The organism is Kitasatospora sp. MY 5-36, from assembly GCF_001182915.1.
Taxonomy (GTDB): Bacteria; Actinomycetota; Actinomycetes; order Streptomycetales; family Streptomycetaceae; genus Kitasatospora.
Map to the genome: position 1 here is coordinate 1 of NZ_LFVW01000113.1, position 23,855 is coordinate 23,855.

At 73.0% G+C, this 23,855-nt stretch carries 16 protein-coding genes and 1 pseudogene; 7 read left to right on the forward strand and 10 right to left on the reverse strand.

What is annotated here, in order from left to right:
* Nucleotides 1-89 precede the first annotated feature (89 nt).
* Entirely contained in the window at nucleotides 90-497 is a 408-nt protein-coding gene (locus AE652_RS09365; protein WP_159028401.1) for an exonuclease, read from the forward strand.
* Here AE652_RS09365 and AE652_RS09370 read toward each other — a convergent pair.
* Complete coding sequence (locus tag AE652_RS09370) at nucleotides 478-1,575, reverse strand: PP2C family protein-serine/threonine phosphatase (protein ID WP_159028402.1); 1,098 nt, start codon at nucleotides 1,573-1,575, stop codon at nucleotides 478-480. The two genes, AE652_RS09365 and AE652_RS09370, sit on opposite strands and share 20 nt — an antisense overlap.
* Nucleotides 1,576-1,733: 158 nt before the next feature.
* Nucleotides 1,734-2,975 (reverse strand): cytochrome P450, encoded by a 1,242-nt coding sequence (locus tag AE652_RS09375; RefSeq protein ID WP_234348311.1) that lies wholly within the window; start codon nucleotides 2,973-2,975, stop codon nucleotides 1,734-1,736.
* A 157-nt stretch (nucleotides 2,976-3,132) separates the two neighbouring features.
* Between AE652_RS09375 and AE652_RS09380 the strand changes: the two genes are divergently transcribed.
* Nucleotides 3,133-3,489 carry an arsenate reductase family protein gene (locus tag AE652_RS09380; RefSeq protein ID WP_049650761.1) on the forward strand — a complete coding sequence of 119 codons (357 nt, stop codon included), beginning with the start codon at nucleotides 3,133-3,135 and terminating at the stop codon, nucleotides 3,487-3,489.
* A 78-nt stretch (nucleotides 3,490-3,567) separates the two neighbouring features.
* On the opposite strand, the gene AE652_RS09385 is transcribed toward AE652_RS09380, so the two are convergent.
* Complete coding sequence (locus tag AE652_RS09385) at nucleotides 3,568-4,062, reverse strand: pyridoxamine 5'-phosphate oxidase family protein (protein ID WP_234348312.1); 495 nt, start codon at nucleotides 4,060-4,062, stop codon at nucleotides 3,568-3,570.
* Between the two features lie 134 nt (nucleotides 4,063-4,196).
* On the opposite strand from AE652_RS09385, the gene AE652_RS09390 reads away from it, so the two are divergent.
* Nucleotides 4,197-4,745 carry a DUF1697 domain-containing protein gene (locus AE652_RS09390; RefSeq protein WP_082345545.1) on the forward strand — a complete coding sequence of 183 codons (549 nt, stop codon included), beginning with the start codon at nucleotides 4,197-4,199 and terminating at the stop codon, nucleotides 4,743-4,745.
* A 202-nt stretch (nucleotides 4,746-4,947) separates the two neighbouring features.
* Entirely contained in the window at nucleotides 4,948-5,511 is a 564-nt protein-coding gene (locus AE652_RS09395; RefSeq protein ID WP_049650762.1) for a DUF1707 and FHA domain-containing protein, read from the forward strand.
* A 38-nt stretch (nucleotides 5,512-5,549) separates the two neighbouring features.
* Here AE652_RS09395 and AE652_RS09400 read toward each other — a convergent pair whose 3' ends face one another.
* Nucleotides 5,550-6,512, reverse strand: coding sequence for a DUF1152 domain-containing protein (locus tag AE652_RS09400; RefSeq protein ID WP_049650763.1), 963 nt, complete (start codon nucleotides 6,510-6,512; stop codon nucleotides 5,550-5,552).
* Between the two features lie 97 nt (nucleotides 6,513-6,609).
* On the opposite strand from AE652_RS09400, the gene AE652_RS09405 reads away from it, so the two are divergent.
* On the forward strand, nucleotides 6,610-7,203 hold the full coding sequence (locus tag AE652_RS09405; protein WP_053112018.1) for a hypothetical protein: 594 nt from the start codon (nucleotides 6,610-6,612) through the stop codon (nucleotides 7,201-7,203).
* Nucleotides 7,204-7,381: 178 nt separating this feature from the next.
* On the opposite strand, the gene AE652_RS09410 is transcribed toward AE652_RS09405, so the two are convergent.
* Nucleotides 7,382-8,236: a hemerythrin domain-containing protein gene (locus tag AE652_RS09410; protein ID WP_049650764.1), complete on the reverse strand. Its 855-nt coding sequence runs from the start codon at nucleotides 8,234-8,236 to the stop codon at nucleotides 7,382-7,384.
* Between the two features lie 321 nt (nucleotides 8,237-8,557).
* Nucleotides 8,558-9,616: an alpha/beta hydrolase family protein gene (locus AE652_RS09415; RefSeq protein ID WP_079271752.1), complete on the reverse strand. Its 1,059-nt coding sequence runs from the start codon at nucleotides 9,614-9,616 to the stop codon at nucleotides 8,558-8,560.
* 465 nt (nucleotides 9,617-10,081) lie between these two features.
* On the opposite strand from AE652_RS09415, the gene AE652_RS09420 reads away from it, so the two are divergent.
* Nucleotides 10,082-10,825, forward strand: a complete 744-nt coding sequence (locus AE652_RS09420) for an SDR family oxidoreductase (RefSeq protein ID WP_049650765.1) — start codon at nucleotides 10,082-10,084, stop codon at nucleotides 10,823-10,825.
* A 71-nt stretch (nucleotides 10,826-10,896) separates the two neighbouring features.
* Here AE652_RS09420 and AE652_RS09425 read toward each other — a convergent pair whose 3' ends face one another.
* The 3 genes from AE652_RS09425 to pulA form a co-directional block, all read right to left on the reverse strand.
* Complete coding sequence (locus AE652_RS09425) at nucleotides 10,897-12,633, reverse strand: carbohydrate-binding module family 20 domain-containing protein (protein WP_049650766.1); 1,737 nt, start codon at nucleotides 12,631-12,633, stop codon at nucleotides 10,897-10,899.
* Between the two features lie 326 nt (nucleotides 12,634-12,959).
* Entirely contained in the window at nucleotides 12,960-15,293 is a 2,334-nt protein-coding gene (locus AE652_RS09430; protein ID WP_049650767.1) for a M4 family metallopeptidase, read from the reverse strand.
* A 629-nt stretch (nucleotides 15,294-15,922) separates the two neighbouring features.
* Nucleotides 15,923-21,457, reverse strand: coding sequence for a pullulanase-type alpha-1,6-glucosidase (gene pulA / locus AE652_RS09435; protein ID WP_053112019.1), 5,535 nt, complete (start codon nucleotides 21,455-21,457; stop codon nucleotides 15,923-15,925).
* A gap of 318 nt (nucleotides 21,458-21,775) precedes the next feature.
* Here pulA and AE652_RS09440 point away from each other — a divergent pair, with 318 nt between their 5' ends.
* Entirely contained in the window at nucleotides 21,776-22,744 is a 969-nt protein-coding gene (locus AE652_RS09440; protein ID WP_053112020.1) for a phosphatase PAP2 family protein, read from the forward strand.
* A gap of 75 nt (nucleotides 22,745-22,819) precedes the next feature.
* Here AE652_RS09440 and AE652_RS09445 read toward each other — a convergent pair.
* A pseudogene (locus AE652_RS09445) lies at nucleotides 22,820-23,855 on the reverse strand (bifunctional glutamine-synthetase adenylyltransferase/deadenyltransferase); the annotation flags it as partial.

Consider the following 23,855-nt stretch of genomic DNA (forward strand, 5'->3'; position numbering starts at 1 on the left):
GGGGGCCCGGGGGGGGGGGGGGGGGGGGGGGGGCGTTCTACCGGGAGCTGCGGCCGATCAGTGCGGAGTACGTCCCGGAGGCGCTGGCGGTGTCGGGGCTGGACCGGGCGGTGCTGGAGGCGGACGGGGCCGATCCGGCGGCGGCGATGCGGGAGTTCGGCCGCTGGGTGGAGGGGGTGCGGGGCGGGCCGGGCGGGCGGCGGTACCGGCCGGTGATGGTGGGCTACCCCGCCGTGTACGACTGGCAGTTCCTCTACTGGTACCTGGTGCGGTTCACCGGGTCCAGCCCGTTCGGGCACTCCGGCTGCCTGGACCTGAAGACGCTGTACGCGGCGCGGGCCGGGGTGCCGTTCGCCGGGATCGGGAAGCGGTCGATGCCGCCGGGGCTGCTGCCGGACCTGCCCCATACGCACCACGCCCTGGACGACGCCCGGGAGCAGGCGGAGCTGTTCGCGAACCTCTGGGAGTGGGACGGGGCTACGGGGTGTCCGGGGTGAGGGCGAGGACGGCGAGGTCGTCGGCGAGGAGGCCGGCGTAGCGGTGGACGTCCTGGGCCAGGAAGGAGACCACCCGGTCGGGGGCGGTGGTGCCGAGGGCGGCGAGGCGGGGGGCCAGCGGGTAGAAGGCGCCGGTGGTGTCGCGGGCCTCGCTGACGCCGTCGGTGTAGAGCAGGACGGTGTGGCCCGGGGGCAGCGCGACGGCGATCGCCTTGCTGCGCTCGTCGGCGGGGCCGAGGTGGCCCAGGCCGAGCGGGAGCTCGTCGGCGCAGGACACCGGGGATATGCCCCCGCCGCCGAGGAGCAGCGGGGTGGTGTGGCCGCGGTTGACGATCTCCACGCAGTCCGAGCCGGGCCGGTACTGGAGCAGGACGGCGGTGGCGAACAGTTCGTCGTCGCCGCGGTCGGCGGCGTCGCGCAGCACCGCGCGGTCCAGCTGGTCGGCGAGGTCGACCAGCCCGGGGGTGTCGTACGCGGCCGCCCGGAACGCGCCGAGGACGTCGGCGACGGTGCGGACCGCGGCCAGGCCCTTGCCCCGGACGTCGCCGAGCAGCACCCGCACGCCGAAGCGGGTGTCGCACACCTCGTACAGGTCGCCGCCGACCAGGACGTCGGCCTGGGCCGGGCGGTAGAGGCCGGCCACCCGCAGCCCGCCGGCCCGTTCGGGCACCGGGCGCAGCACGGTGCGCTGCAGGGTCTCGGCGACCGTACGGGCCTGGAGCAGGTTGCGGTTCTGTCGGGTGCGCTGCCAGGACAGGGCGGTGCCCATGACGCCGGAGAGCAGGGTGGCGATGTAGACCCAGACGTGGTGCTGCTCGTCGACGTGGTCCGCGCGCAGCGCCAGGACGAGCTGGAGGCCCAGGGAGCCGGCTGTGGTGACGGCGGTCAGCACCGGGCCGTAGCTGAACGCGGCCACCACGGGCAGCGCGGTCAGCAGGAAGCCGGCGGCGACGGCGTCCGGGACGACGGCCTCGGCGACCAGGTCCAGCACCAGCAGGAGCACCGGCAGCCAGGGCACCCACCGCGGCGCCTTGGGCTCCAGCGCCGCGGGACGCGGCGGGCGGGGTGCTGTGCGCACGGCGGGACCTCCTGGCAGGCGGCCGTTCCGGGCGATCCGCCCGGATTGGCCGGTTTGGTCCCTCCATGCTCTCCCACGGACGGCCCTGCCACGAATGGCCGAACGTCCCGGTCCCCGGGGCCGGAGGAGCCAAATCCCCGGCCCCCGGGAGCGGAGCGTCAGCGGACGGTCACCGGCAACGTCTCGTAGCCGCGCAGCACCAGGCGGTCGCGCCGGGTCGGGACGCCGCCCGGGGCGAGCCGGGGGAAGCGGTCGAGCAGGGCGGGCACCGCGACCTCGGCCTCCATCCGGGCCAGCTGGGAGCCCAGGCAGAAGTGGGTGCCGCCGCCGAAGCTGAGCGGCTGGCTGTCGGTGCGGGTCGGGTCGAACACCTCGGGACGCTCGTAGCGGTCCGGGTCGTGGTTGGCCGAGCCGATCAGCAGGGTCAGCCCGCTGCCGGGCGGGATCGGCAGGCCCTCGACGGCCAGGCCCGGCTCCAGCGCGACCCGCCCGGTGGCCTGGACCGGGGAGTCGAACCGCAGCACCTCGTCGGTGAACCCGGCCGGGGTGATCGCGCCGCTGCGCAGCCCGGCGGCCGCCTCGGGGTGGCGGAACAGCAGGGCCAGGCCGTTGCCGAGCAGGTTGGTGGTGGTCTCGAAGCCGGCCACCAGCAGCAGCACCAGGTTGGCCAGCAGCTCCCGGGCGGAGAGCCGCTCGTCGTCGGCGGCGGCGATCCGGGCCAGGTCGGTGACCAGGTCGTCCTGCGGGCGGGCCAGGCGCTCGGCGGCCAGCTCGGTGAAGTAGCCGGCCAGCTCGTCGGCGGCCTCGTCGGCGGCGGCCAGCTCGTCCAGGTCCTGGATGATCTCCAGCGCGATGGTCAGGTCGGAGGCGAGGCCGCGGAAGCGGTAGCGGTCCTGCTCGGGGACGCCGATCAGCTCGCAGATCACCCCGACCGGCAGCCGGAAGGCGAAGGCGTCCATGAAGTCCACCGGTGAGCCGTCGGCGCCCTGCTCGGCCATCCCGTCCAGCAGCCGGTCGACCGCCGCCTCCACGGCCGGGCGCAGCGCGGCGACCCGGCGGGCGGTGAACACCGAGGCGATCAGCGAGCGGACCCGCGGCTGGTCGGGGGCGTTGCGCTGGAGGATCGAGCGGCCGAGCAGCGCGAGCGAGGAGTGCACGGCGTACTCGGGGGCCAGGCCGGCCATCATCTCGGCGGTCGCGACGCCGAAGGCGGGCGTGCGCAGCACCTTGTTGACCGCCGCGTAGCCGGTCACCACGAACATGCCGTCCCCGGCCGGGGCCACCGGGCCCAGCTCGCGGGCCCTCGCGTACAGCGGGTACGGATCGGTCCTGACCTCCGTGGTCATCAGCTGTTCGATGATCGCCGCGCCGTCCATCCGGTGCTCCCCTCCCGAGCTCACGCTTCCTGACCGGTCAACCACCGGTGGGCGGGGCGGAGTTCCCGTACGGAACGGATCGCGCGCGGCGGGCCGGGAGGACAGCGCGCGCCGGGGCCGGGGCGACGTCGCGCGCGGCGGCTGTCGGGGCCGGCGCGGGCGGCTCGGTAGGGTGGCCGGCATGGAGATCTGGATCAACCCCCGGTGCGGCAAGTGCCGGACCGCGCTCGGCGAGCTGGACGGCGCCGGGGTCGAGTACACCGTACGGCGCTACCTGGAGGATCCGCCGACCGCGGCCGAGCTGGTGCGGGTGCTGGAGCGCCTGGGCCTGGAGCCGTGGGACATCACCCGCACCGACGAGCAGGCCGCGAAGGACCTGGGGATGAAGGGCTGGCCCCGGGAGGAGGGTTCGCGCGACCGCTGGATCGCGGCGATGGCCGAGCACCCGATCCTGATCCAGCGCCCGATCATCACCGCGGACGACGGGCACGCCGTCGTGGCCCGCACCCCGGACGCCCTCAAGTCCGTTCTGCCGTAGGGCGGTTGCGGCCCACCCGGCCCGCCCGGCCGACCCGCCCGACTCAGCCCGGTCAGCCGGGTCGGCCGGGTCGGCCGGTCAGTGGATCTGGATCCGCTCCACCGGCCGGCCGGGGTGCCAGTTGAAGATGAGCAGGTGGTCGCCCTCCAGGGCGGTGTGCACCACCTGGTCGAGCTCCAGCCGGAAGGCGTGGAACGGGGTGGGCGGCGGCTCGGGCAGATCGGCGGCGAAGGCGGCGAGTTCGGTCTCGTCGGTGACCTCCACCGCCCGGCCCGAGACCTTGGAGTCCCCGCCGGCCATGGTCTCGTCCCCCGGGTGCGCGTGCAGCGCGAAACGGGCGTCGCGCTGGAGCTCACGCGCCTTGACCGCGCCGTACATCGACCCGATCCACAGGTCGGCGCCGACGAATTCGACCTCCGTCCCGCTCACCCGGGGCGATCCGTCCTTGCGCAGCGTCGCCAGGACGTGGTGCTTGTTCGCCTCGAACCGGGCCCGGACCAGGGGCGCCAGGTCGGGGGGCCTCGTGCTCGAAATCCTGCCAGGTAGCCATGGCGCCAGTCTGGCACCCGGCACCGACAACCGCCGGGCACGGACGACCGGACGGGCAGGGGCGGTCGGGCGGATGCGGGGCAGGGGCGGCGGGCCGGTCGGGGGCGGCGGGCCGGGAGTGCCGGGCCGCTGTCGGTGGCCGGTGCCAGACTGGCCGGGTGACCACCACGACCACGTACATCGCCTTCCTGCGGGCCATCAACGTCGGCGGCCGGACGGTGCGGATGGAGCGGCTGCGGGCGCTCTTCGCCGAGCTCGGGCTGGGAAACGTCCGCTCCTACATCCAGAGCGGCAACGTCTTCTTCACCACCGCCGAGCCGGACCGCGCCGCGCTGACCGGGCGGATCGAGGAGCACCTGGAGCAGGCGCTCGGGTACCCGGTGCCGGTGCTGCTGCGGACGGTGGACGAGGTGGCCGACCTGCTGGCCGCCGAGCCGTTCCGGGGCGTCGAGGTGACGCCGGACGTCCGGCTGGTCGTCGCCTTCCTCTCCGAGCCGCTGCCCGCCGAACTCGCCCTCCCCCACCGCTCGCCGAAGGGCGACGTCGAGGTGGTCGGCGCCGGTCCGGGGGCCGCCTACGTGGTGGTCCACCTCCGGGACGGCAAGTGGGTCACCAAGGAGATGTTCGGCAAGGCCTACCGGGGTGCGGTCACCTCCCGGTTCCTGCACACCACGGAGAAGATCCTGGCCGCCGCCCGCAAGGCCTGACGGCCCGTACGGCAGCCGGGGACGGCCCGGACGGCAGCCGGGGGCCGTCGGTACGGCGCCCCGGAACGGCCCGTACGGCACACCGCAAACGCGCGGAACCGCCCGGCCGGAAAGGGCGTCTGGACTGCCGTGACGTACGAACCCCGCGCCCGCGCCCGGCGTGATCTGGACAGCCGGAATCGGCCGCGCGGACAATGTGGCCATGACGCCTCCTGAGCTCCCCGCCGGCACGGCCGGGCCGACCGGCGCGGTCCGGCCCTCCGACGCCGAGCGGGAGGAGGCGCTCGGGGTGCTGCGGGACGGCGCGGGCAGCGGGCGGCTCTCGCACGACACCTTCCTCGGCCGGATGGACATCGTCCTCCGGGCCACCAGCCGCGGCGAGTTGGACGCGGCGGTGGCCGGACTGCCGACCGGCGGGCCGGTCGAGCGGTTCGTGCTGCGGACGGTCGGGCGGATCTCCGCCTTCGGCGACCGGCTGGGCAAGGCCTGGCGCACCGAGCGGCTGCCGGGGCTGAGCCTGCCGCAGTCCGGGGCCGGGAAGTTGACGATCGGCCGGCTCCCCGGCTCGGGGCTGCGGCTGCACGACCCCTCGGTGTCCCGGAACCACGCCGAACTGCGGCACGAACGGGACGGCTGGATGCTGTACGACCTCGGCTCGACCAACGGCACCCATGTGAACGGGCGCCGGATAGCGGGCGGCGTCCGGGTCCGGCCCGGCGACCAGGTGCGGTTCGGGAACCTGGAGTTCCGGCTCGCCCCGCTCTGACCGGCCCGCCCCGGCCCCGCCCGCCCAGGCGCCCCGGGTCAGTGCGGGAACTGCCGGGGCGGCCGCTGACGCGGCAGCTCGTCCTGGAACTCCGCGATGACGGTGGCGATCTGGCGGGTCACCACGGTGTTCTCCAGCCGGTCCAGGTACCGGTGCTCGGCGGCCAGCGCCTCGACCGTGACGCCGAAGTAGAGCGTCATCAGCGGATTGATGAAGAGCTGCTCGCCCTTGGTCCGCTCGGTGAAGCGGACGTCGCCGAACTCGCCGCGCAGCGCCGCCGCCACCGAGCCGTTGACGATGCTGGGGTGTTCCGGGAAGGCGGCCCGGGCGTGCTCGACGGCGTCCAGGTAGAGCACCCCCTCCCGACTGTCGCGCGGGACGGAGAAGGCGCCGAGGTAGCCGCCGGCCCGGTCGATCGCGGCGAGGTTCTCCAGCACCAGGGAGTGGTTGACGCCGTGGTGGGCGTCGATGCCGAAGCCGAGGCAGGCGACCAGCCGCTCGGGCACCTCGTCCAGGCCGGCCACCGCGCCCAGGCTCGCCATGTCCTCCTCCGGGGTGCCGAGTCCGGCCTCGTCGCCGCGCATCAGGATGTCGGTGCCGCCGTCCACCAGCAGGACCGCGTCCACGCCCAGGCGTCCGACCAGCGCGCGGTAGGCCTCGCGCAGCGGCTGCACACCCACCGACGGGAAGGCCCACACGGTGTCGGGCATGCCGTGCCGGTTCAGCCAGCGGGCCAGGGTGCGCTCCGGGAAGTAGCCCTCGGGGGCGGCGGTGTCCGGTCCGATCCGGGCCACGTCGGACTCCGCCCAGACGTCGAGCGGCAGGCCGTAGAGGTGGGAGAAGGAGAGGTTGGCCAGGTGCACCTCCCTTCCCGCGGCCCGCAGGGCGAGGGCGATCGGCAGCCCGGCGTACACGTCGAATCCGCCGCCGGCTCCGGCGATCAGGATGCGCTCGGCGGCCAGCAGCCGGGTGAGCAGCGGTGGTTGCAGCAGGGAGGTCACCGGCGGGACGGTAGCAGGACGGCGGCCCGCGGCGAAGCGCCGGTCCCCGCCCCCGCGCCCGGCCGTCGGTGTCAGTGGCGGGTGCGAGGATGCGGGCATGACCGAGGAGACGGTTCTCACCCCCGACGTGCTGCGCGAAGTCCAGGAGCGGGCAGGCGAGTTGATCCGGTGCGGCTTCCAGGAGCCGGACGAGATAGCCGAGTCCCTGGTCGAGGACCTCGACGACCAGGGGCTGACGCAGGAGGAGGCGGAGCGGATCGTCGCTCCGCTGTGGGCCGCGCGGCTGGCCGAGCAGGCGGCCTGGCCGGAGACCACCGACGTGGACCGGCTGGCGGACGCCTTCGACGCGCTGGAGGACCAGGGCATCGTCGCGGCGATGGACTTCACCTGCTGCGCGGGCTGCGGCTACGCGGAGATCGGCGGCGAGGCCGGGGAGGGCTCGGTCGGCTTCGTCTTCTTCCACCAGCAGGACACCGAGGCGGCGGCCGCCGGCCGGGGGTTGATGCTGCGCTACGGCGGGTTCCGCGCCGGGGAGGAGACGACCGAGGTCTCGGAGCGCCGGACGGCGGAGGTCGGGCGGACGGTGGTCGCCGCGCTGGAGGCCGTCGGGCTGACGGCGGAGTGGGACGGCTCGCCGCACACGGCGATCCGGGTCGCACCGCTGGAGTGGCTCAACCGCCTGCCGGAGTAAGCGGCCGGAGCGGCGGGCAGGACAGCCGACACCCGATGCCGGTGGGCCCAATCCCCCTGGAAATACGGAGAGTTGGAATATCAGCCAGCCCCCGAGAGCCGTCAGGCATATGCCGGAGGCCCGTACCGGAGGCCCATGCCACGCGCGTAGATCAACGGCCCGAGAAGAGGCCCCGGGGTCAGTCGGCGACGCTCCCCAGACCGCCGAAGCCGGGGCCGGGGCCGAGGCCGTAACCCGCGCCCGTGCCGGAGCCTGCACCGCCGACCGGACCGTCCACCGGCCCCCACAGCGGCGAGGTGCAGCGCTGGTAGGTCGCGTGCCAGTGCGGCCAGTTGCGGGCCACGTCGTCGTCGCACTCGGCCAGCAGCCGCTCGACCAGCGCGGGCTCCACGCCCTCCAGCAGCCAGGCCAGCGCGTCCGCGACGCCCGGGCCGTCGGCCAGCCGCAGCAGGTCCAGCAGCTCGCCCAGCCCGCCGAGCCGGGAGCCGTCGGCGATCACCCGCTCCATCCGGGGCAGCAGCTGCCGCTCCTCGATCCGCAGGTGGGTCTCCAGCCGGGCCGCCAGGTCCTCCATCGCGTACGCGACCGGCCAGGCGCTGCCGGTGTCCCGGCTCGCTATCCGCACCAGCGTGGTGACCCGGGTGAAGGAGTGGTCCAGGTTGTGGTGGTCGTCCTCCAGCCAGTTGAGCAGCAGCCGCAGCTCGGGCGCGAAGCGGCGCACGATCGGCCAGAGCCGGGTGTCCTGCTGCTCGTGGTGGCAGGTGAGCATGGCGGTGATGAAGTTCCAGTGCCGCAGCAGCGCCTCGCCCTTGTCGTCCTCGTCGGGCTGGAGCAGCCGCAGCGCGTTGGGCAGCCGGGCGAGGTCCCGGCGCAGCGCGGCGTGCACCAGGCGCAGGCCGGCGAACCGCGGGGTGGCCGGCTCGTCGTCCACGACCTGCCCGTACGCGTACGCGTCCCCGCCCAGCGAGTCGGCTCCGGACTGGCCCTGGGCGGGCACGGTGTGGACGGGCTGGGGCACCAGGTGGATCGGCATGGGACTCTCTTCACTGCTTGGGGCACGACGGGTGGCGGCGGCCGGTGAGGACCGCCCCAGCCAAGGTGCTCGCAGTCGATCAGAAGCGAATCAATGTCCGATTGACGCGCAGGTCACGGGGCTGCCGACGGGCGGCGGACCCGCACCGGAACCCCCCGACGAGCCCCACCGGGGAAGCCGCTGGAAGACCCGCGGAAGAACCGCGGGAAGGCCCGCGCACAGACCCTCCGGAAGCAGAACCGCCGGTGCCGGGAGCGCGAACGCGTCCCGGCACCGGCGGCAGCGGTGGGAGCAGGTGGGAAACAGGTCGGAGCGGGGGCCTCAGTCGGCCGCCGGCCCCGCCAGGTGGGCGGTGAGCCACACCAGGGTGTCCGGGATCATCTTCTTGAAGTCCGAGGTCAGGTGCTTGCCGCCGGGCTGCTCGTGGTACTGGAGGTTCACCGGCGGCACCGCCTTCTCCACCCAGCTCTTGACCACCTTGGTCTCGTACGGGTTGGCACCGCCCGCGGTGACCAGCATGCTCACGTCCGCCTTGCCCTGGGTGACCAGCACGTCCGGGTTGTTGGCGGCCTTCTCCGCGTCGTGGCCCTTCCACAGCCCCGAGTCCGGTATGAAGTAGCCGTCGATCGGCACCGCGGCCTTGTAGACCTGCGGGTACTGGAGGGCGAGCTTGGCGCTGCAGAAGCCGCCGGTGGAGGCGCCCATCACGCCCCAGCCGTCGCGGCCCTTCACGGTGCGGAAGTTGGCGCGGACGAAGTCCGGGAGGTCCTCGGCCATCCAGGTGGCCATCTTGGCCTGGCCCGGGATGTCGGAGCAGTCCAGCGCGTTCTTCTCGTCGCCGTTGAAGTTCTGCACCGGCATGATCATGATGAACGGGTGGGACTTGCCCTCCTTGACCAGCCGCTCGTTCTCCTCCTGGATCGGCAGCTGGTTGTCGGTCCAGGTGTTGTAGCCGTTGCTCTGGCCGCCCGCGAACAGGGTGAGCACCGGGAAGCCGGTCTTGGCGAACTTGGGGTCGTTGTACTCGGGCGGCAGCCAGACCCAGACCTGGCCGGTGACGCCGGACTTCGCGCCGGTCACCTTGGTCATCATGATCGGGCCGGCGCCGGTGTCCCGGGACTTGCTGAGGGCGGCGGCGGGCCCGGTGGGCATCAGCACCTTGCCGGAGGCGGCGGCCGGGGTCGCGCTGCCGGTCGCGGGCTGGCCGGTGCCGGTGGTGCTCGGGCTGCCCGACGAGCTGCCGCCGGTCGCGCCGGCGCTCGCCGTGGCGCTGTCCCCCTTCCCACCGCCGGAACTCCCGCAGGCCGCGAGCGAGGCGGCCAGGGCGAGCACGGCGGCGCCGGACAGGACGGCGCGGGAACGGGACGACTGCCTAAGCACGGTGAGGACTCTCCGACCGATGTCGCGCCCGGTCCGTGACCGGGCGGCGGCCCCCCGGTGGGGCCGGACATGCCCGAGGGCACAGCGCTGGCGCGTCCCCCGGAGTGATGGCGCGCCGCCCCTTCGCGGGGGTGCGCCTTCCTGCGATCTTATGACGTAGGCCGGGGTGGCCCGGTTGCGCGGTGGCCACCGGAAATCCAATGTTTGTTCGCGATCAGGTAAAAGCCTTCACCCGTCCCCCCGGTCGGCGGGGGCCGGTCGGCGGGGGTGACCGTCGGAGCCCCGTCGAATCGTCCGGATTCTGGTGATTCGACCAGCTCCTCGGCGGCTTCGACCAGTGACGGCGGCCCCCGGATCCGCGAAGATCTCCGGGGCACGCCCAGGCCTTGCCCAGGCTGTGCCCAGGCCATGCCCAGGGCACGCCCAGGCCGGGGCCGACCGGGAACAGTCATCGAGGAGGGTGCCATGAACCAGCGGATCGCCGTCGTCACCGGAGCCGGGAGCGGCGTCGGCCGGGCCGTGGCGGTGGAACTGGCCGCGGACGGCTGGCGGACGGTGCTGGCCGGCCGCCGGTCCGGACCGCTGCGGGAGACCGCCGCGCTCTGCGCGGCCCCGGCCGACGTGGTGCCGACCGACGTCACCGACCCGGCCGCGGTGGACGCGCTGTTCGCCACGGCCGCCGAGCGCCACGGCCGGGTGGACCTGCTGTTCAACAACGCCGGCGCCTTCGGCCCGGCCGTCCCGGTGGACGAGCTGGCGGTCGAGGACTGGCGGGCCGTGGTCGACCTCAACCTGACCGGCGCCTTCCTCTGCGCCCGGGCCGCGTTCCGGCGGATGAAGGAGCAGGACCCGCGGGGCGGCCGGATCATCAACAACGGCTCGATCTCCGCGCACGTCCCGCGCCCGCACTCGATCGCCTACACCGCGACCAAGCACGCCGTGACCGGCCTGACCCGGTCGCTGTCGCTGGACGGCCGCCCGTACCGGATCGCCTGCGGGCAGATCGACATCGGCAACGCGGCGACCGACATGACGGCGGCGATGAGCGCGGGCGTGCGGCAGGCGGACGGCCGGATCGCCCCCGAGCCGACCATGGACGTGGCCGACGTGGCACGCACCGTACGGCACATGGCCGGGCTGCCGCTGGAGGCCAACGTGCAGTTCGCCACCGTGATGGCGACGGCCATGCCCTACATCGGGCGGGGCTGAACCCCGGCCCGGAGGGCCGCGGGAGGGGCCCCGTCGGTCGATGCCGACGGGGCCCCGGTCCGCCCCCGGCCTCACGGCCGCCAGGTGTCGTTCAGCGTGACCGTCCCGCCCGAGGGCACGGTCGCCGTCCGGTTGGCGCCGGACTCCCAGGTCACCGCGCCGCTCGCGTCCTTGCGGACGTACTTGTACTGGAAGGACGTGCCGGCCGGCAGCGACAGCGCCAGCGACCAGACCGGGTAGCCGGCCGAGGAGAGCGGCAGCGCCTTCGCCGGGTCCCAGCCGCCGAGCGCTGCGGCGTCGCCGACCAGGTAGATGTTCTGCCCGGGCGTGGTGGTCGCGTTGACGTTGAACGAGGCGCCGGAGACGCTCGCGCCGGGCTGGACGTACAGCGCGACCGCGTCGCCCGCGCCGACCGTGGCGGTGAACTGCCCGTCGGCGCCCACCTGGTAGGTCGGGCCGGTGCAGCCGCCGCCCGCCTGCGGGTCGCCGTGCTGGACGTCGCAGTAGGTGCCGGCCGGCAGCCCGGTCTGGAAGGTCCGGGTGATCGCGGCGCCCTCGTGGTTGATCGCGACGTAGCCCTTGCCGCCGCGGCCGAAGGCGATCGCGTTGCCGCCGTTGGACCACCAGTTGCTCACCCCGGTGCCCGCCACCGCGTTGCGGAAGCCGACCATGTTGGCGATCTGCCGCCAGGCGTGGGTGCAGTTCCAGCCGTCCTGGTAGCAGGCGTTGACGGTGCCGCCGTTCGGCGGGCCGTCGTCCTTGTTGGCGAAGGAGTAGCCGGAGTGGACGTTGGGGGCGCCGTACGGCGAGGCCAGCAGGAAGACGTTGGCGAGCGTGTAGGTGTTGCCGTAGGTGGAGTTGAGGGTGGAGCCGTTGCGCTCGGTGTCCCAGTTGTCGACGAAGGTGCGCGCCTGGCCGCTCGGCAGGTAGCCCCAGGAGGCGCCCCAGCCGCTGAGGTTGGCGAGCTTGTCGGTGGTGAACATCCGCTTGAGGTCGGTGCCGGCCCGGAACTCGTCCAGGTCGCCGGTGCCGGTGTACTCGGTGGGCTGGACCGGCTCGCCGGCGCCGTAGATGACCTCCTGGACCCAGTACGCCTTGGGGTTGGCCATCCTGGCCTTGATCGCGGCGAGGTCGGCGGCGGCGATGTGCTTGGCGGCGTCGATCCGGTAGCCGTCGACGCCGAGCGAGGCCAGGTCGTCCAGGTAGTGCGCGATGGTGGTCTGGACGTAGGCGCTGCCGGTGTCCAGGTCGGAGAGGTTCTCCAGTTCGCAGTTCTGGACGTTGCCGCGGTCCTGGTAGTTGGTGATCGGCTGGCGGCAGCCGTGGAAGTCCTGGTCCTGGTACGTGCCGGGGTAGTTGTACTTGGTGTACGCGGTGCCGCCGGTGCCGGTGCCGGAGCCCGCCGACATGTGGTTGACCACCGCGTCGGCTATCACCTTGACCCCGGCCGCGTGGCAGGTGGCGACCATGTTCTTGAAGGACGTGCGGTCGCCGAGCCGTCCGGCGATCCTGTAGCTGACCGGCTGGTAGGAGGTCCACCACTGCGCGCCCTGGATGTGCTCCTGCGGCGGGGAGACCTCGACGAAGCCGTAGCCCTTGGGCCCGAGGGTGGAGGTGCAGGCCTGGGCGACGGAGTCGAAGCGCCACTCGAAGAGGGTGGCGGTGACGTCCTTGCCGTTGTTGGCGGGCGGGGCGGCCTGGGCGGCGGGGGCACCGAGGGAGGTGCCGAGCGAGAGGGCGAGCGCCGCCGAGGCGGCGAGCGCACCGGCCGCGCGGGCGGGCCGGCGGGCGGGGGCGGTGGTGACCACGTCGTCTCCTGGGGGTGGCTGGGGTGGGGCAGCCGGAGGGGGAGCCTGCGGAAGGGCCGCAGGGGAACTGCAGGAAGTTTCTGCAACTTGCCGGAAACTTGCAGCGCCGAACCTAGAGGCACCCGCGGGGGCCGTCAAGACCTTGGTCGAAAGCCCGGGAGAAGCCGAGGAGGAGCCGGGGAGCGAGCCCGGGAGCGAGCCCGGGAGAAGCCGAGGAGGAGCCGGGGCCGGGCCAGGAGGGGCGGGCACGACAAGGGCCCGGCAGCCGTAGCCGCCGGGCCCCTCACCTGTCCTGGTTCACCGGCCCGTCAGGAGCCGGCCCGGGCTCAGCCGGTCTGGACGGAGGTGTCGTCGATCACGAAGCTGGTCTGGAGCGAGGCGTCCTCGGTCCCGGCGAACTTCACGGTGACGGACTGGCCCGCGTAGGCCGACAGGTCGAAGGTGCGCTGCTGGTAGCCGGCCGCGGCGTCCACGTTGGAGTAGGTCTTCAGCGCGGTGCCGTTCACCGAGACGGTCAGCTTGTCGTACGCGGTGGTGCCCGACTCGGCGGTGTCGATGTGCAGCCAGAAGCTCAGCGTCGCCTTGCAGCCCGCCGGGATGCTCACCGTCTGCGACAGCGAGTCCGAGTGGGTGGAGCCGTAGCCGTTCAGCCACGCCTTCCAGGAGCCGCTGTGGGCCGCCTGCGAGGCGCTGCTGTCCACCACACCGCTCGACGCGGTCCACGGCGTGGCCGTGCCCGACTCGAAGCCCTCGTTGCCCAGCAGCTGGGCCGGGGTGCAGCCGCCGCCACCGGTGGAGACGGTCCAGGTGAAGCTGGTCGTACCGGTCTTGCCGGCCGAGTCCTTCGCCGTGACGGTCACGTTGTAGGTGCCCGCGGTGGAGGCGGTGCCGGTGATCGCGCCGGTGGAGGCGTTGATCGACAGGCCGGTGGGCAGGCCGGTGGCCGAGTAGGTCAGCGGGGCGGTGCCACCGGTGGCCTTGATCGCCAGGTTGACCGCGCCGCCGACGGCGGTGGACTGGTTGCCCGGGTTGGTGACGGTGACGCCGCCCGGGTTGGGCGCCGTGCCGACGTTGACGCCCGCCCAGGCGGTGCCGACCGCGGCCAGCTCGGCGCTGCCGGCCCCGTACAGGTCGGTGGCCGCCTTCTCCGTCGCGGTGCGCGCCGCGGCGTAGTTGGTGCTGGAGGTCATGTAGGTGGTCAGCGCGCGGTACCAGACGGCCGCCGCCTTGTCCCGGCCGATGCCGGTGACCGCGATGTTGCCCTGGGTCGGCGAGTCGTAGTTGACGCCGTTGATGGTCTTCGCGCCGCTGCCCTCGGACAGCAGGTAGAAGAAGTGGTTGGCGACACCGGACGAGTAGTGGACGTCCTTGTTGCCGACGGTGGAGGACCAGTAGTCGGCCGAGGCACCGTCCTTGGACGGCTTGTCCATGTAGCGCAGCGGGGTGCCGTCCCCGTTGATGTTGATCAACTCACCGATCAGGTAGTCGGGGTTGTCGGTCGGGATGTTGGCGTAGAACTCGACCATCGTGCCGAAGATGTCCGAGGTGGCCTCGTTGAGGCCGCCGGACTCGCCGGAGTAGGTCAGGTTGGCGGTGGCCGCGGTGACGCCGTGGCTCATCTCGTGGCCCGCGACGTCCAGCTCGGTCAGCGGCGCGGTGTTGTTGCTGCCGTCGCCGTACGTCATGCAGAAGCAGGAGTCGTCCCAGAACGCGTTCACGTAGTTGTTGCCGTAGTGGACGCGGCTGTAGGCGCCGACACCGTCGTTGCGGATGCCGTTGCGGCCGAAGGTGTTCTTGTAGTAGTCCCAGGTGGCCGCGACGCCGTAGTGGGCGTCGACCGCGGCGGACTCGCCGTTGTTGACGGTGCCGTCGCCCCAGGTGTCGGTGGACTTGCTGTACAGCGTGCCGGTGCCCGAGGTCCCGTGGTTCAGGTTGGTGGTGTACATCCCACCGCGGGTGCCGTCCTTCAGCTGGTACGACGAACCCGACTGGGTGGTGCCGATGGTGACGTTGCCGACGAAGACGCCCTTGCCGGAGCCGGTCTCGATGCCGTCCCACTGCTGGATGACCTGGCCGCTGGTGGCGTCGGTGACGACGTGCATCTTGCTCGGGGTGCCGTCGGACTTGGTCGAGGAGACGACGGTCTCCCAGGCCAGCCGGGGGCTGTTGTCCGCGGCCCAGACCACCAGGCGCGGCGCGGTGTCGACCGCGGTGCCCTGCTCGGCGGCGAGCGCGGCGGTCTGCGCGGCCGGGGCGGCCAGCTTCGGCGTGGTGCTGACACCGCTCAGCGGGGCGGTGCTGGCCCGGTCAACGCTCTTGGTCGCACCGGTGGGCGCCTGGTGCACCACCAGGTCCCCACCCAGGACGGGCAGTCCGTTGAGGGTGCGCTCGTACCGCAGGTGGCGGGTGCCGTCCGCGTCCTGGAAGACGTCCTTGGTGACCAGCTTCTCCTCACCGCTCAGCCCGAGGCTCTGGGCGAGGCTGGTGGTCTGCTGGTTCGCGGCGGAGATCAGCTGGGCGCGGTTCGCCTGCTGGGCCGCGACGGCGGCCGGCGCGTCCGGCGTGGCCGCCTGGGCGATCACCGGTATGCCGGTGACCAGCAGCGCGGTGGAGGCGGCCATGACAACCGCCGCCTTCCGTGCGTGAGCGTAACGGGACATGCGGACTCCTTTTCCGACCGGCGCTGGGTCGCGCACGGTGGAGAGAAACCTGAGCCGCGGGGTCGCGGCGCAGTGGGGGCCCCCGCCGGGTGCGACGGGAGTGCGGATGCGGTGCTCACAACTCGTTGCAGGGTCGGACGCGCTGCACCTGAACTGGAACAGCTGCACCGGGGGGTGGGGTCCCCTCGTCTACAGCCGGGGGAATCGTGGCAGCAAACGAGCCGTTAATGACAGATGCATGCCACGGATTGGCCGATTCATTACCGAAACCGTATGGAGGGCGCTCCGTCAGTTGTGTTACCCCACGACGAACTCGTGAACACGGTTTTCATGGCCCCGGACAAAGTTCGATCACCACCGGCAGTCGGTGACCAGCACTCAGGGCCGGTTCCGGCCCCGGCGGGTGGCCGACAGCGCCCGGCAGACCCGGCACGTCACAGTTCCGGCCGTGCCATCAACGGTTTCCGGCCATCGCGCGTCCGGAACGCAACCGTGCCCCCGCCGACCGCGAACGGGCCCCGCACCACCTGAACAGTGGTACGGGGCCCGGGAGTTGTCGGGGTGTACGAATCAGTGTCGGACGGGTCGGCACCGGAACGAACCGGTGCCGACCGGTCGGCGACGGCGGGTCAGCGCTGGACGAACACCGCCACGGTGCGGCCCGGCACGGTGAAGGTGCCGGTCGCGGCGTCGAAGCCGGACCGCTGCACCACCCGGTCCGCCCCGCCCGCCTGGACGGGGTGCAGCGCCTGGCCGGTGCCCTTCAGCGCCGGCACGGTCTGCGCCTGCGCCGTGGGCGTGGCGTTGAAGACCACCGTGACGCCCTTCTCCGCCCCCGGCAGCCCGGTGCCGTCCAGGTGCAGGGTGATCACCCCGGGCGTCTCACCGGCGGTGCCGGAGAGCGGGGAGGAGAGCCGCTGCTGGACGGCGGCCAGGCTCGGCAGCGAGAACAGCGGCGAGGACTGCTTGATCCGCAGGAACTCCTGGTACTGCGCCGAGGCCGACCGGATGTCGGCCGCGCCGACGGTCAGCTCCGGGTTCGCCAGCAGGGACCGGGCGGCCGGCCACTGCTCCTGGTTGTCCTTCGCCATCGGCAGGCCGCGGCCCCAGCCGTTGCCCTGGGCCGGGTCCCAGTGGATCGCGTTGAACCAGTCCCCCGAGTCGTAGGAGTTGGAGTCGAGCGACTTGGAGCGCAGCAGGTCGCTGCCGGCCTGGGCGAAGCCCGCGCCCTGGGTGAGCGCGGTCAGCGAGAGCCCGAGCGCCTGCATCCGGGCCCGGTCGGCGGGCGCGGTGCCGGTCGGCAGCTTGTACGCGAGCGCGTCGAAGAGGTCGGTGTTGTCGTGGGCGTCCACGTACTCCACCGCCTCGCCGGGCTTGGCGGCGTACCCGGTCGGGGCACCGTTGTAGTCGACCTGGGCGCCGGTGACGGGCTTTCCGGAGCTGTCGGTGAAGGAGTAGCCGGCCAGGTTGCCGGTCAGCCCGACCTTCAGCTGGTCCATCTGGTGCAGCAGCCGGGCCTTCTGCTCCTCCGGGGTGCCGTTCGCGGCCGAGCCGTTCGGGTCGGTGTACAGGCCCGAGGCGAAGCCCTGCTGCGGGGCGGAGTTCAGCATGAAGTTGCCGCCGCGGGCGGCGTCCCGGATCCGGTCGTCGAAGGTGGCGATGCCGGTGCCGGCCATGTTCTGCTGGGTGGCCTGCTCGAACCGGGCGTTGTTCGCGACGGCGCCGAAGTTCCAGCCCTCGCCGTAGAGGAACACGTTCTTCCCGTCCACGCCGTCCGAGTCCGGCGTCATCTTCCGCAGCGCGGCCTGCACGTCCAGCATGGTGGACTTCGGGTCCAGGCCCATCAGGTCGAAGCGGAAGCCGTCCACCTTGTACTCGCGGGCCCACAGCGTCACCGAGTCGACCACCAGCCGGTTCATCATGGCGTGCTCGGGCGCGGTGTCGGCGCAGCAACTGTCCGCCGTCACCTTGCCGTCGGCGTCCAGCCGCTGGTAGTAGCCGGGAACCACCTTGTCCAGCACCGAGTGCTCGGCCTGGCCGCTGGCGGCGGTGTGGTTGTAGACCACGTCGAGCACCACCCGCAGCCCGGCCGCGTGCATCGCCTGCACCATCTGCCGGAACTGCACCGTGCGGGCGACCCCGTTCGGGTCGGTGGCGTACGAGCCCTCCGGCACGTTGTAGTGCAGCGGGTCGTAGCCCCAGTTGTACGCGTCGTCGGCGGCCACGGCCGCCACGCACTCCTGCTGCTTCGGGCCGTCCGGGGGAAGGGACTCGAGGTCGCAGGCCGGCAGCTTCTGGTCGGCCCGGTTCTCCCGGACGGTGGCGATGTCGAAGGTCGGCAGCAGGTGGACCGTGGTCACCCCGGCCTTGGCCAGGTCCCGCAGGTGCCGCATGCCGGCCGAGTCCGACTCGGTGAACGCCAGGTAGGTGCCGCGCTCGGCGGCCGGGACGGTGGGGTCCTCCACCGAGAAGTCCCGGACGTGCAGTTCCTGGATCTGCTGCTGCGCGGGCGGGACGGCCTGCGGGCGGGCGTGGTCGTCCCAGCCCGCGGGCTTGAGCGCCTTGGCGTCGAGGTCGGCGACCAGGCTGCGCCGGGAGTCGGTGGACAGCGCCACCGAGTACGGGTCGGTGACGGTGTTGACCACCAGCTGCTGGGTGGACGGCGCCCAGACCTTCACCTGGTACAGGTAGTACCTGCCGTCCAACTCGCCCTTGTCGCGGACGACTTCCCAGACGCCGGTCTCGTCGTCGAGCTTCAGCGGCAGCGTCTTCGGGGTGCCCCCGGTGGCGCTGTCGAAGACCTGGACGGAGACCTCCTGCGCGGTCGGCGCCCAGAGCGACAGCGCCACCTTGCCGTTGTAGTAGGCCGGGCCGAAGTCGACCTTGCCGGTCCGCCCGGCGTACAGGTCGTCCAGCACGCCCGGGGTCTGCACCCCGGTGCCGGCCAGGACGGCGCCGCTGGGCAGGTGTTCGGTGAACAGCAGCTGGCCGCGGAGCGCGGCCGGGACGCGGGCGGCGTCCCTGGGGTCCACGGTGAAGGCCCGGTAGCCCGCCAGGTGCGGGTACTCGGCCTTCTGCGCGTCGGTCAGCCCGCCCTTGGCCGGGGTGAGCCGCAGCCACTTGCCGGGCTTGGTCAGCGCGCCCTTGTCGGCCCGGATGCCGCCCTCGGGGTCGTAGACCAGCTGGGCGCTGGTGCCGCCGGCCAGGGCGTCGTCGCCCGCGCCGTAGTTCGCCGGGACGACGACGGTCCTCGCGTCGATCCACTGGGCCTTGGCGCCGGTGAGGTCGATCTGCGAGGAGGCGGCCGGGTTCTGCGGCAGCAGGTAGCCCTCGCGGCCGCCGAGCACCCAGACCTCCTTGCCGTTGACGGCGAGGTCCAGCGACTGGTCGGCGGGCAGGTCCTTGTCGTTGCCCTTGTGCAGGATGTAGCTGAGGCTGGTCGCCCCGGGGGCGAGCGGCACCTCGAAGACGGCGCCGAAGGCGTCGCGGCGGGCCGGGGTCAGCGGCTTGCCCCAGTCGGTCGGGGTGGCGGCGCCGGTCCAGTCGTGCAGGCCCCAGCCGTCGTAGTCGCCGTCGGCCCGGTTGTAGTGGATGACGGCGGTGTTCGCCGGCTGGCCAGGACCGGTCGACCCAGCCGGCGGTCCCGGGTTCGCCGGGCGGACGGTCGCGTCCCCCTGCTTCAGCCACACCTCGCCGGCGCTGGCGACGTCGAGGTGCCGGTCGGCGTCGACGTCCTTGACGCCGTCCTTCTCCACGATGAAGCCGACGTCCGAGGCGCCGGGCTTGAGCTTCACGTACGCGAAGGCGCCGTACGCGTCCCGCCCGGTGAAGGCGTGCCCGGCCGGCCACGGGGTGGCCTCGCCGTCGGCGAGGTCGCCCCAGGCGTAGAGGTTCCAGCCGTCGTAGTCGCCGTCCGGCCGGTTGTAGTGGACGACGGCGTACGGGCGGGAGCCGGCGGTGGGCGCGGGCTTGGGCGCGGGGGTGCCGGTGGTGAAGCTCGCGGTGGCGGAGCGCAGGTGGCCGCTGGAGTCCCGGACGACGGCCTTGTAGCGGACCACCGTGCCGGGGGCGACGGCGGCCAGGTCCTGGGTGACCTTGTACCCGCCGTTGTCGGCGGTGCCCAGGGTCTGCCAGGGCCCGTTGCCGATCTGGGCGGCGAAGCTCACCCGGTTGAAGCCGCCGTCCGTGGTGGCGCCGACCGTGACGAGCCCGGTCGAGCCGTCCGCGGGCGGCTGCACCGAGAGCTGGGGCGCGGCGGCCACCGGCGCGAGCCGGCCGCCCGCCTTGAGGACGAGCGAGGACAGCGCGGGCACGGTGACGGTCACCTTGCGGTCGGCGCCGCTGGTGACGCGGGCGCCCGCCGCCGGGTAGACCGGGTCGAAGCCCATCCCCGCCGAGAAGGTGTCCAGGGTGACGGTCTTCGCCTCGGCGGCGTTGTTGACCGCGACCAGGTACTCGACCTGCTGCCCGGCGTCGATCCGGGAGAAGGCGTACACGCCGGCGCCGTCGGCGGCGTACCGCTCGATCTGGGCGCCGTCGGCCAGGGCCGGGTTGTCGCGGCGCAGCTTGGCCAGTCCGGCGATGCCCTGGTAGAGCTCGCCGCCCTGCCCGTACCGGTCGGCCGGGCCGGAGGGGCCGCCGAGCACCCGGTCGCCGTTGTAGGAGGCCGTCTTCGAGGCGAACAGGTCCTGCCGGGCGTCCTTGTCGCCGCCCGCGCCGGTGAAGCCCTGCTCGTCGCCGTAGTAGACGACGGGCTGGCCGCGGGTGAGGAACTGCAGCTCGTTGCCGAGCCGGTCCTTCCTGAGCAGGGTGGCGTCGTCGGCGCCCGGGTTGTCGGCGAGCAGGAAGGAGCCGAAGCGGCCCATGTCGTGGTTGCCGAGGAAGGTGGGCAGCTCGTACGCGTCGGTGTCGGCGCTGGTGTAGCGGTAGTCCTGGGCGTAGACGTCGGCGAGGCCGCGCGCCGAGCCGCCCTGCGAGACGTAGGAGCGGGCCGCGCCCTGGAACGGGAAGTCCAGGGTGGCCTGGAGCCTGCCCTTGGTGACGTACGGCGAGGTGACCGCCGGGTCGCCGGAGTAGACCTCGCCGAACATGAAGAACTTCTTGTTGCCCTGCTTGGCGGCGAAGTCCTTGAGCGCGGGGGCCCACTGCTGCCAGAACGCCATGTTGACGTGCTTGACGGTGTCGATCCGGAAGCCGTCCACGCCGGCGTCCTTGACCCACTGCTGGTAGACCTTCTCGAAGCCCTTCACCACCTTGGGGTTCTGGGTGTCGAGGTCGTCCAGGCCGCTGAAGTCGCCCTCGGTGGCGGACTCGCCGACGAAGGTCGAGTCGCCCCGGTTGTGGTAGAGCGCCGGGTCGTTGAGCCAGGACGGGGTCTTGGCCGTGGCGTCGGCCGGGGTGCGGAAGACCGGGGTGTAGGGGAAGGAGTCCTTGGTGGTCCGCGGCCAGGGGGCGCCCGCGTCGGCGACGGCGGTCTCGTCCACCGGGTTCCCGTCCGCGTCGAGCGTCGGGGAGGCGCCGGCGGAGCGGTAGCCGTACTGCTTCTCGGCGTAGTCGATGACGTCGGCGGGGTGGTTGGTGATGACGTCGAAGAAGACCTTGATGCCGCGGGCGTGCGCCTTGGCTATCAGCTCCTTGAGCTGCTCGTTGGTGCCGAAGTGCGGGTCGACCTGGGTGAAGTCGGTGATCCAGTAGCCGTGGTAGCCGGCCGAGGCGTCGGCCCCGCTGCCCTGCACCGGCTTGTTCTTGAAGATCGGGGCCAGCCAGATCGCGGTGGTGCCGAGGTCCTGGACGTAGTCGAGCCGCTGGATCAGCCCGGCCAGGTCGCCGCCGTGGTAGAAGCCCTTGTCCGCGGGGTCGAAGCCGTTCTCCAGCCGCCCCCCGGTGATGCCTCCGGTGTCGTTGGCGGTGTCGCCGTTGGCGAAGCGGTCGGGCAGGACGAAGTAGAACTGCTCCCGGGTGAGGTCGTGCCGCCCGGCGGTGGCCGCCAGCGCGGCGTCCGAGGGCGGGGCAGGCGGGGCGGCGGCGAGGGCCGCGGGGGCGCTGCCGAGGGTGGCGGCGGTCAGGGCCGCGGCCAGCAGGACGGCCGTGCGGCCCGGAGGTCTGCGGCGGCCAGGGGTTCGTCGGGCAGTGCTCCGTCGGGGGCGGAGCGGGGCATCGGCCACTGAGGGCTCCCTTAGGGGGAAGGGGCGATCGATTTCCCAGGAAGCTAGCGGCCTGCAATATGTTTCAGCAAGATGCAGAAATCGTTTCGTCGCCGGAAGTTCCAGGTGGAGGACCGTCTCCGACCACCCCGATTACTCCCCTGGAGCGACGCGCGTGACAATGGGACGTATGTCCGTCCCACCGGTATGCACCCAACCCCCGAGCACCCCCTACCCCGGTGGGCGCCGGCCCCTACCCCTCAAGGGGGACAGCCGGTGAAGAATCCACTTCCAGAGGATGAGCAGACGGCTACGAGCGGTCTGGCAGACTTGCCGTCCATGGGGGAACCGACCGAGATCCAGCGAGGCGACGCCCGGCGCGCCGACGCGGCCAGCGGTGGCGGTTCCGAAGCAGCGAAGGCCGTCCCCGGCCGCCTGCCCGATGGAGCCACCCGTGCCGCCCAGTCCCGTACCGCCGCCCTGCGCAGCCGCATCAGCGCCCAGCGCCGCTCACCGGCCAGGCCGCGGATCTGGTTCGAGCTGGCGCTGATCGGGATCAGCTACTGGGTCTACTCGATCGTGCGCAACGCGGTTCCCGAACAGGAAGCGATAGCCCAGAAGCACGCGGGCTGGATCTGGGACCTGGAGAACCACCTCGGCATCGCCGTCGAGCGCTCGATCAACCACGCCGTTGACAGCGTCGGGTGGCTCATCACGGGGATGAACTACTACTACGCGACCCTGCACTTCGTGATCACGATAGGCGTGCTGGTCTGGCTCTACCGCAGCCACCCCGGGCGCTACGTCGCGGCCCGCACGGTGCTGTTCGTGACCACCGGGATCGCCCTGGTCGGCTTCTACTTCTTCCCGCTGGCCCCGCCCCGGCTGATGACCGACGGCGGCTTCATCGACACCGTGAAGGTCCACGGCACCTGGGGCTCGATGGCCTCCGGGCCCGCCGCGCACGTCTCCAACCAGTACGCGGCCATGCCCTCGATGCACATCGGCTGGTCGATGTGGTGCGGTCTGGCGATCTTCTTCCTGGCCCGCCGCACCTGGGTCAGGGTGCTCGGCCTGATGTACCCGGCCGCCACCCTGGTGGTGATCGTCTCCACCGCCAACCACTTCTGGATGGACGCCGTCGGCGGCGTGCTCTGCCTGATGGTGGGCTTCCTCACCGCCCGCTGGATGTACCACGAGTGGGTCTACCGGCTGCCGAAGGTGCCCGCCCGGGAGACGCCGGCCGACCGGCCGATCACCGTCCCGGAGCAGTGGAGCGAGCCCGCGGTCAGCAGCGCGCGCCGCTAGCGCCTGTCTTCGAAGGGGCCCCGACCGGGGCCCCTTTCGCGTACCCGGGGCGGGCCGTCCCGGGGGCGGCCCCGGTCAGTCGGCGCCGTAGAACAGCCGGTCCACCACCGCCCGGGCCCGCCGGGTGGTCCGCCGGTAGTCGTCCAGCAGCTCGCCGCTGTGCCCGGAGCCGTACCCGAGGTAGCGGGCCACCCCGGCCAGCTCCCGGGCCTCCCCCGGGAAGCTGTCCCCGGGCCGCCCGCGCACCAGCATCACCGCCGCCCGCACCCGGGAGGCCAGCACCCAGGCCGTGTCCAGCACCTCGGCGTCCTCCGGCTCGACCAGCCCGGCCTCCGCGGCCGCGGCCAGCGCCGCCCTGGTCCGGGTGGTGCGCAGGGCCGGCAGCTCGTACCCGTGCCGGAGCTGCAGCAGCTGCACCGTCCACTCGACGTCCGCCAGCCCGCCCCGGCCGATCTTGGTGTGGGTGGTCGGGTCGGCCCCGCGCGGCAGCCGCTCGGCCTCGATCCGCGCCTTGATCCGGCGGATCTCCACCAGGTCCCGCTCCGGCACCCCGCCGCCGGGGTAGCGCAGCGGGTCGATCAGCTGCCGGAACCGCGCGCCCAGCTCCTCGTCCCCGGCCACCGGTTCGGCCCGCAGCAGCGCCTGGCTCTCCCAGGCGTGCGACCAGCGCCGGTAGTACGCCGCGTACGAGGCCAGGGTGCGCACCAGCGGGCCGCTGCGGCCCTCCGGCCGCAGGTCGGCGTCGACCAGCAGCGGCGGCTCGGTGGACGGCGCGCCCAGCTGGGCGCGCAGCTCGTGGCAGACCGCCTGGGCGGCCCGGGCGGCCGCCTCCTCCAGCGAACCGAGCAGCGGCTCGTGGACGAAGAGCACGTCCGCGTCCGAGCCGTAGCCCAGTTCGTGGCCGCCGAAGCGGCCCATCGCGATCACCGCGATCCGGGTCGGCAGGTCCCCGTGCTCGGCCTCCCAGCCGGCCACGCAGGCGCGCAGCGCGCCGCCCAGGGTGGCGGCGTTGAGCGCGGTGAGCGCCTCCCCGGCGGTGTCCAGCGCCTCGGCCGGGTCCTCCCCGAGCCGCCCGAGCACGTCCGCGGCGGCGGTGCGGAACAGCTCGCGG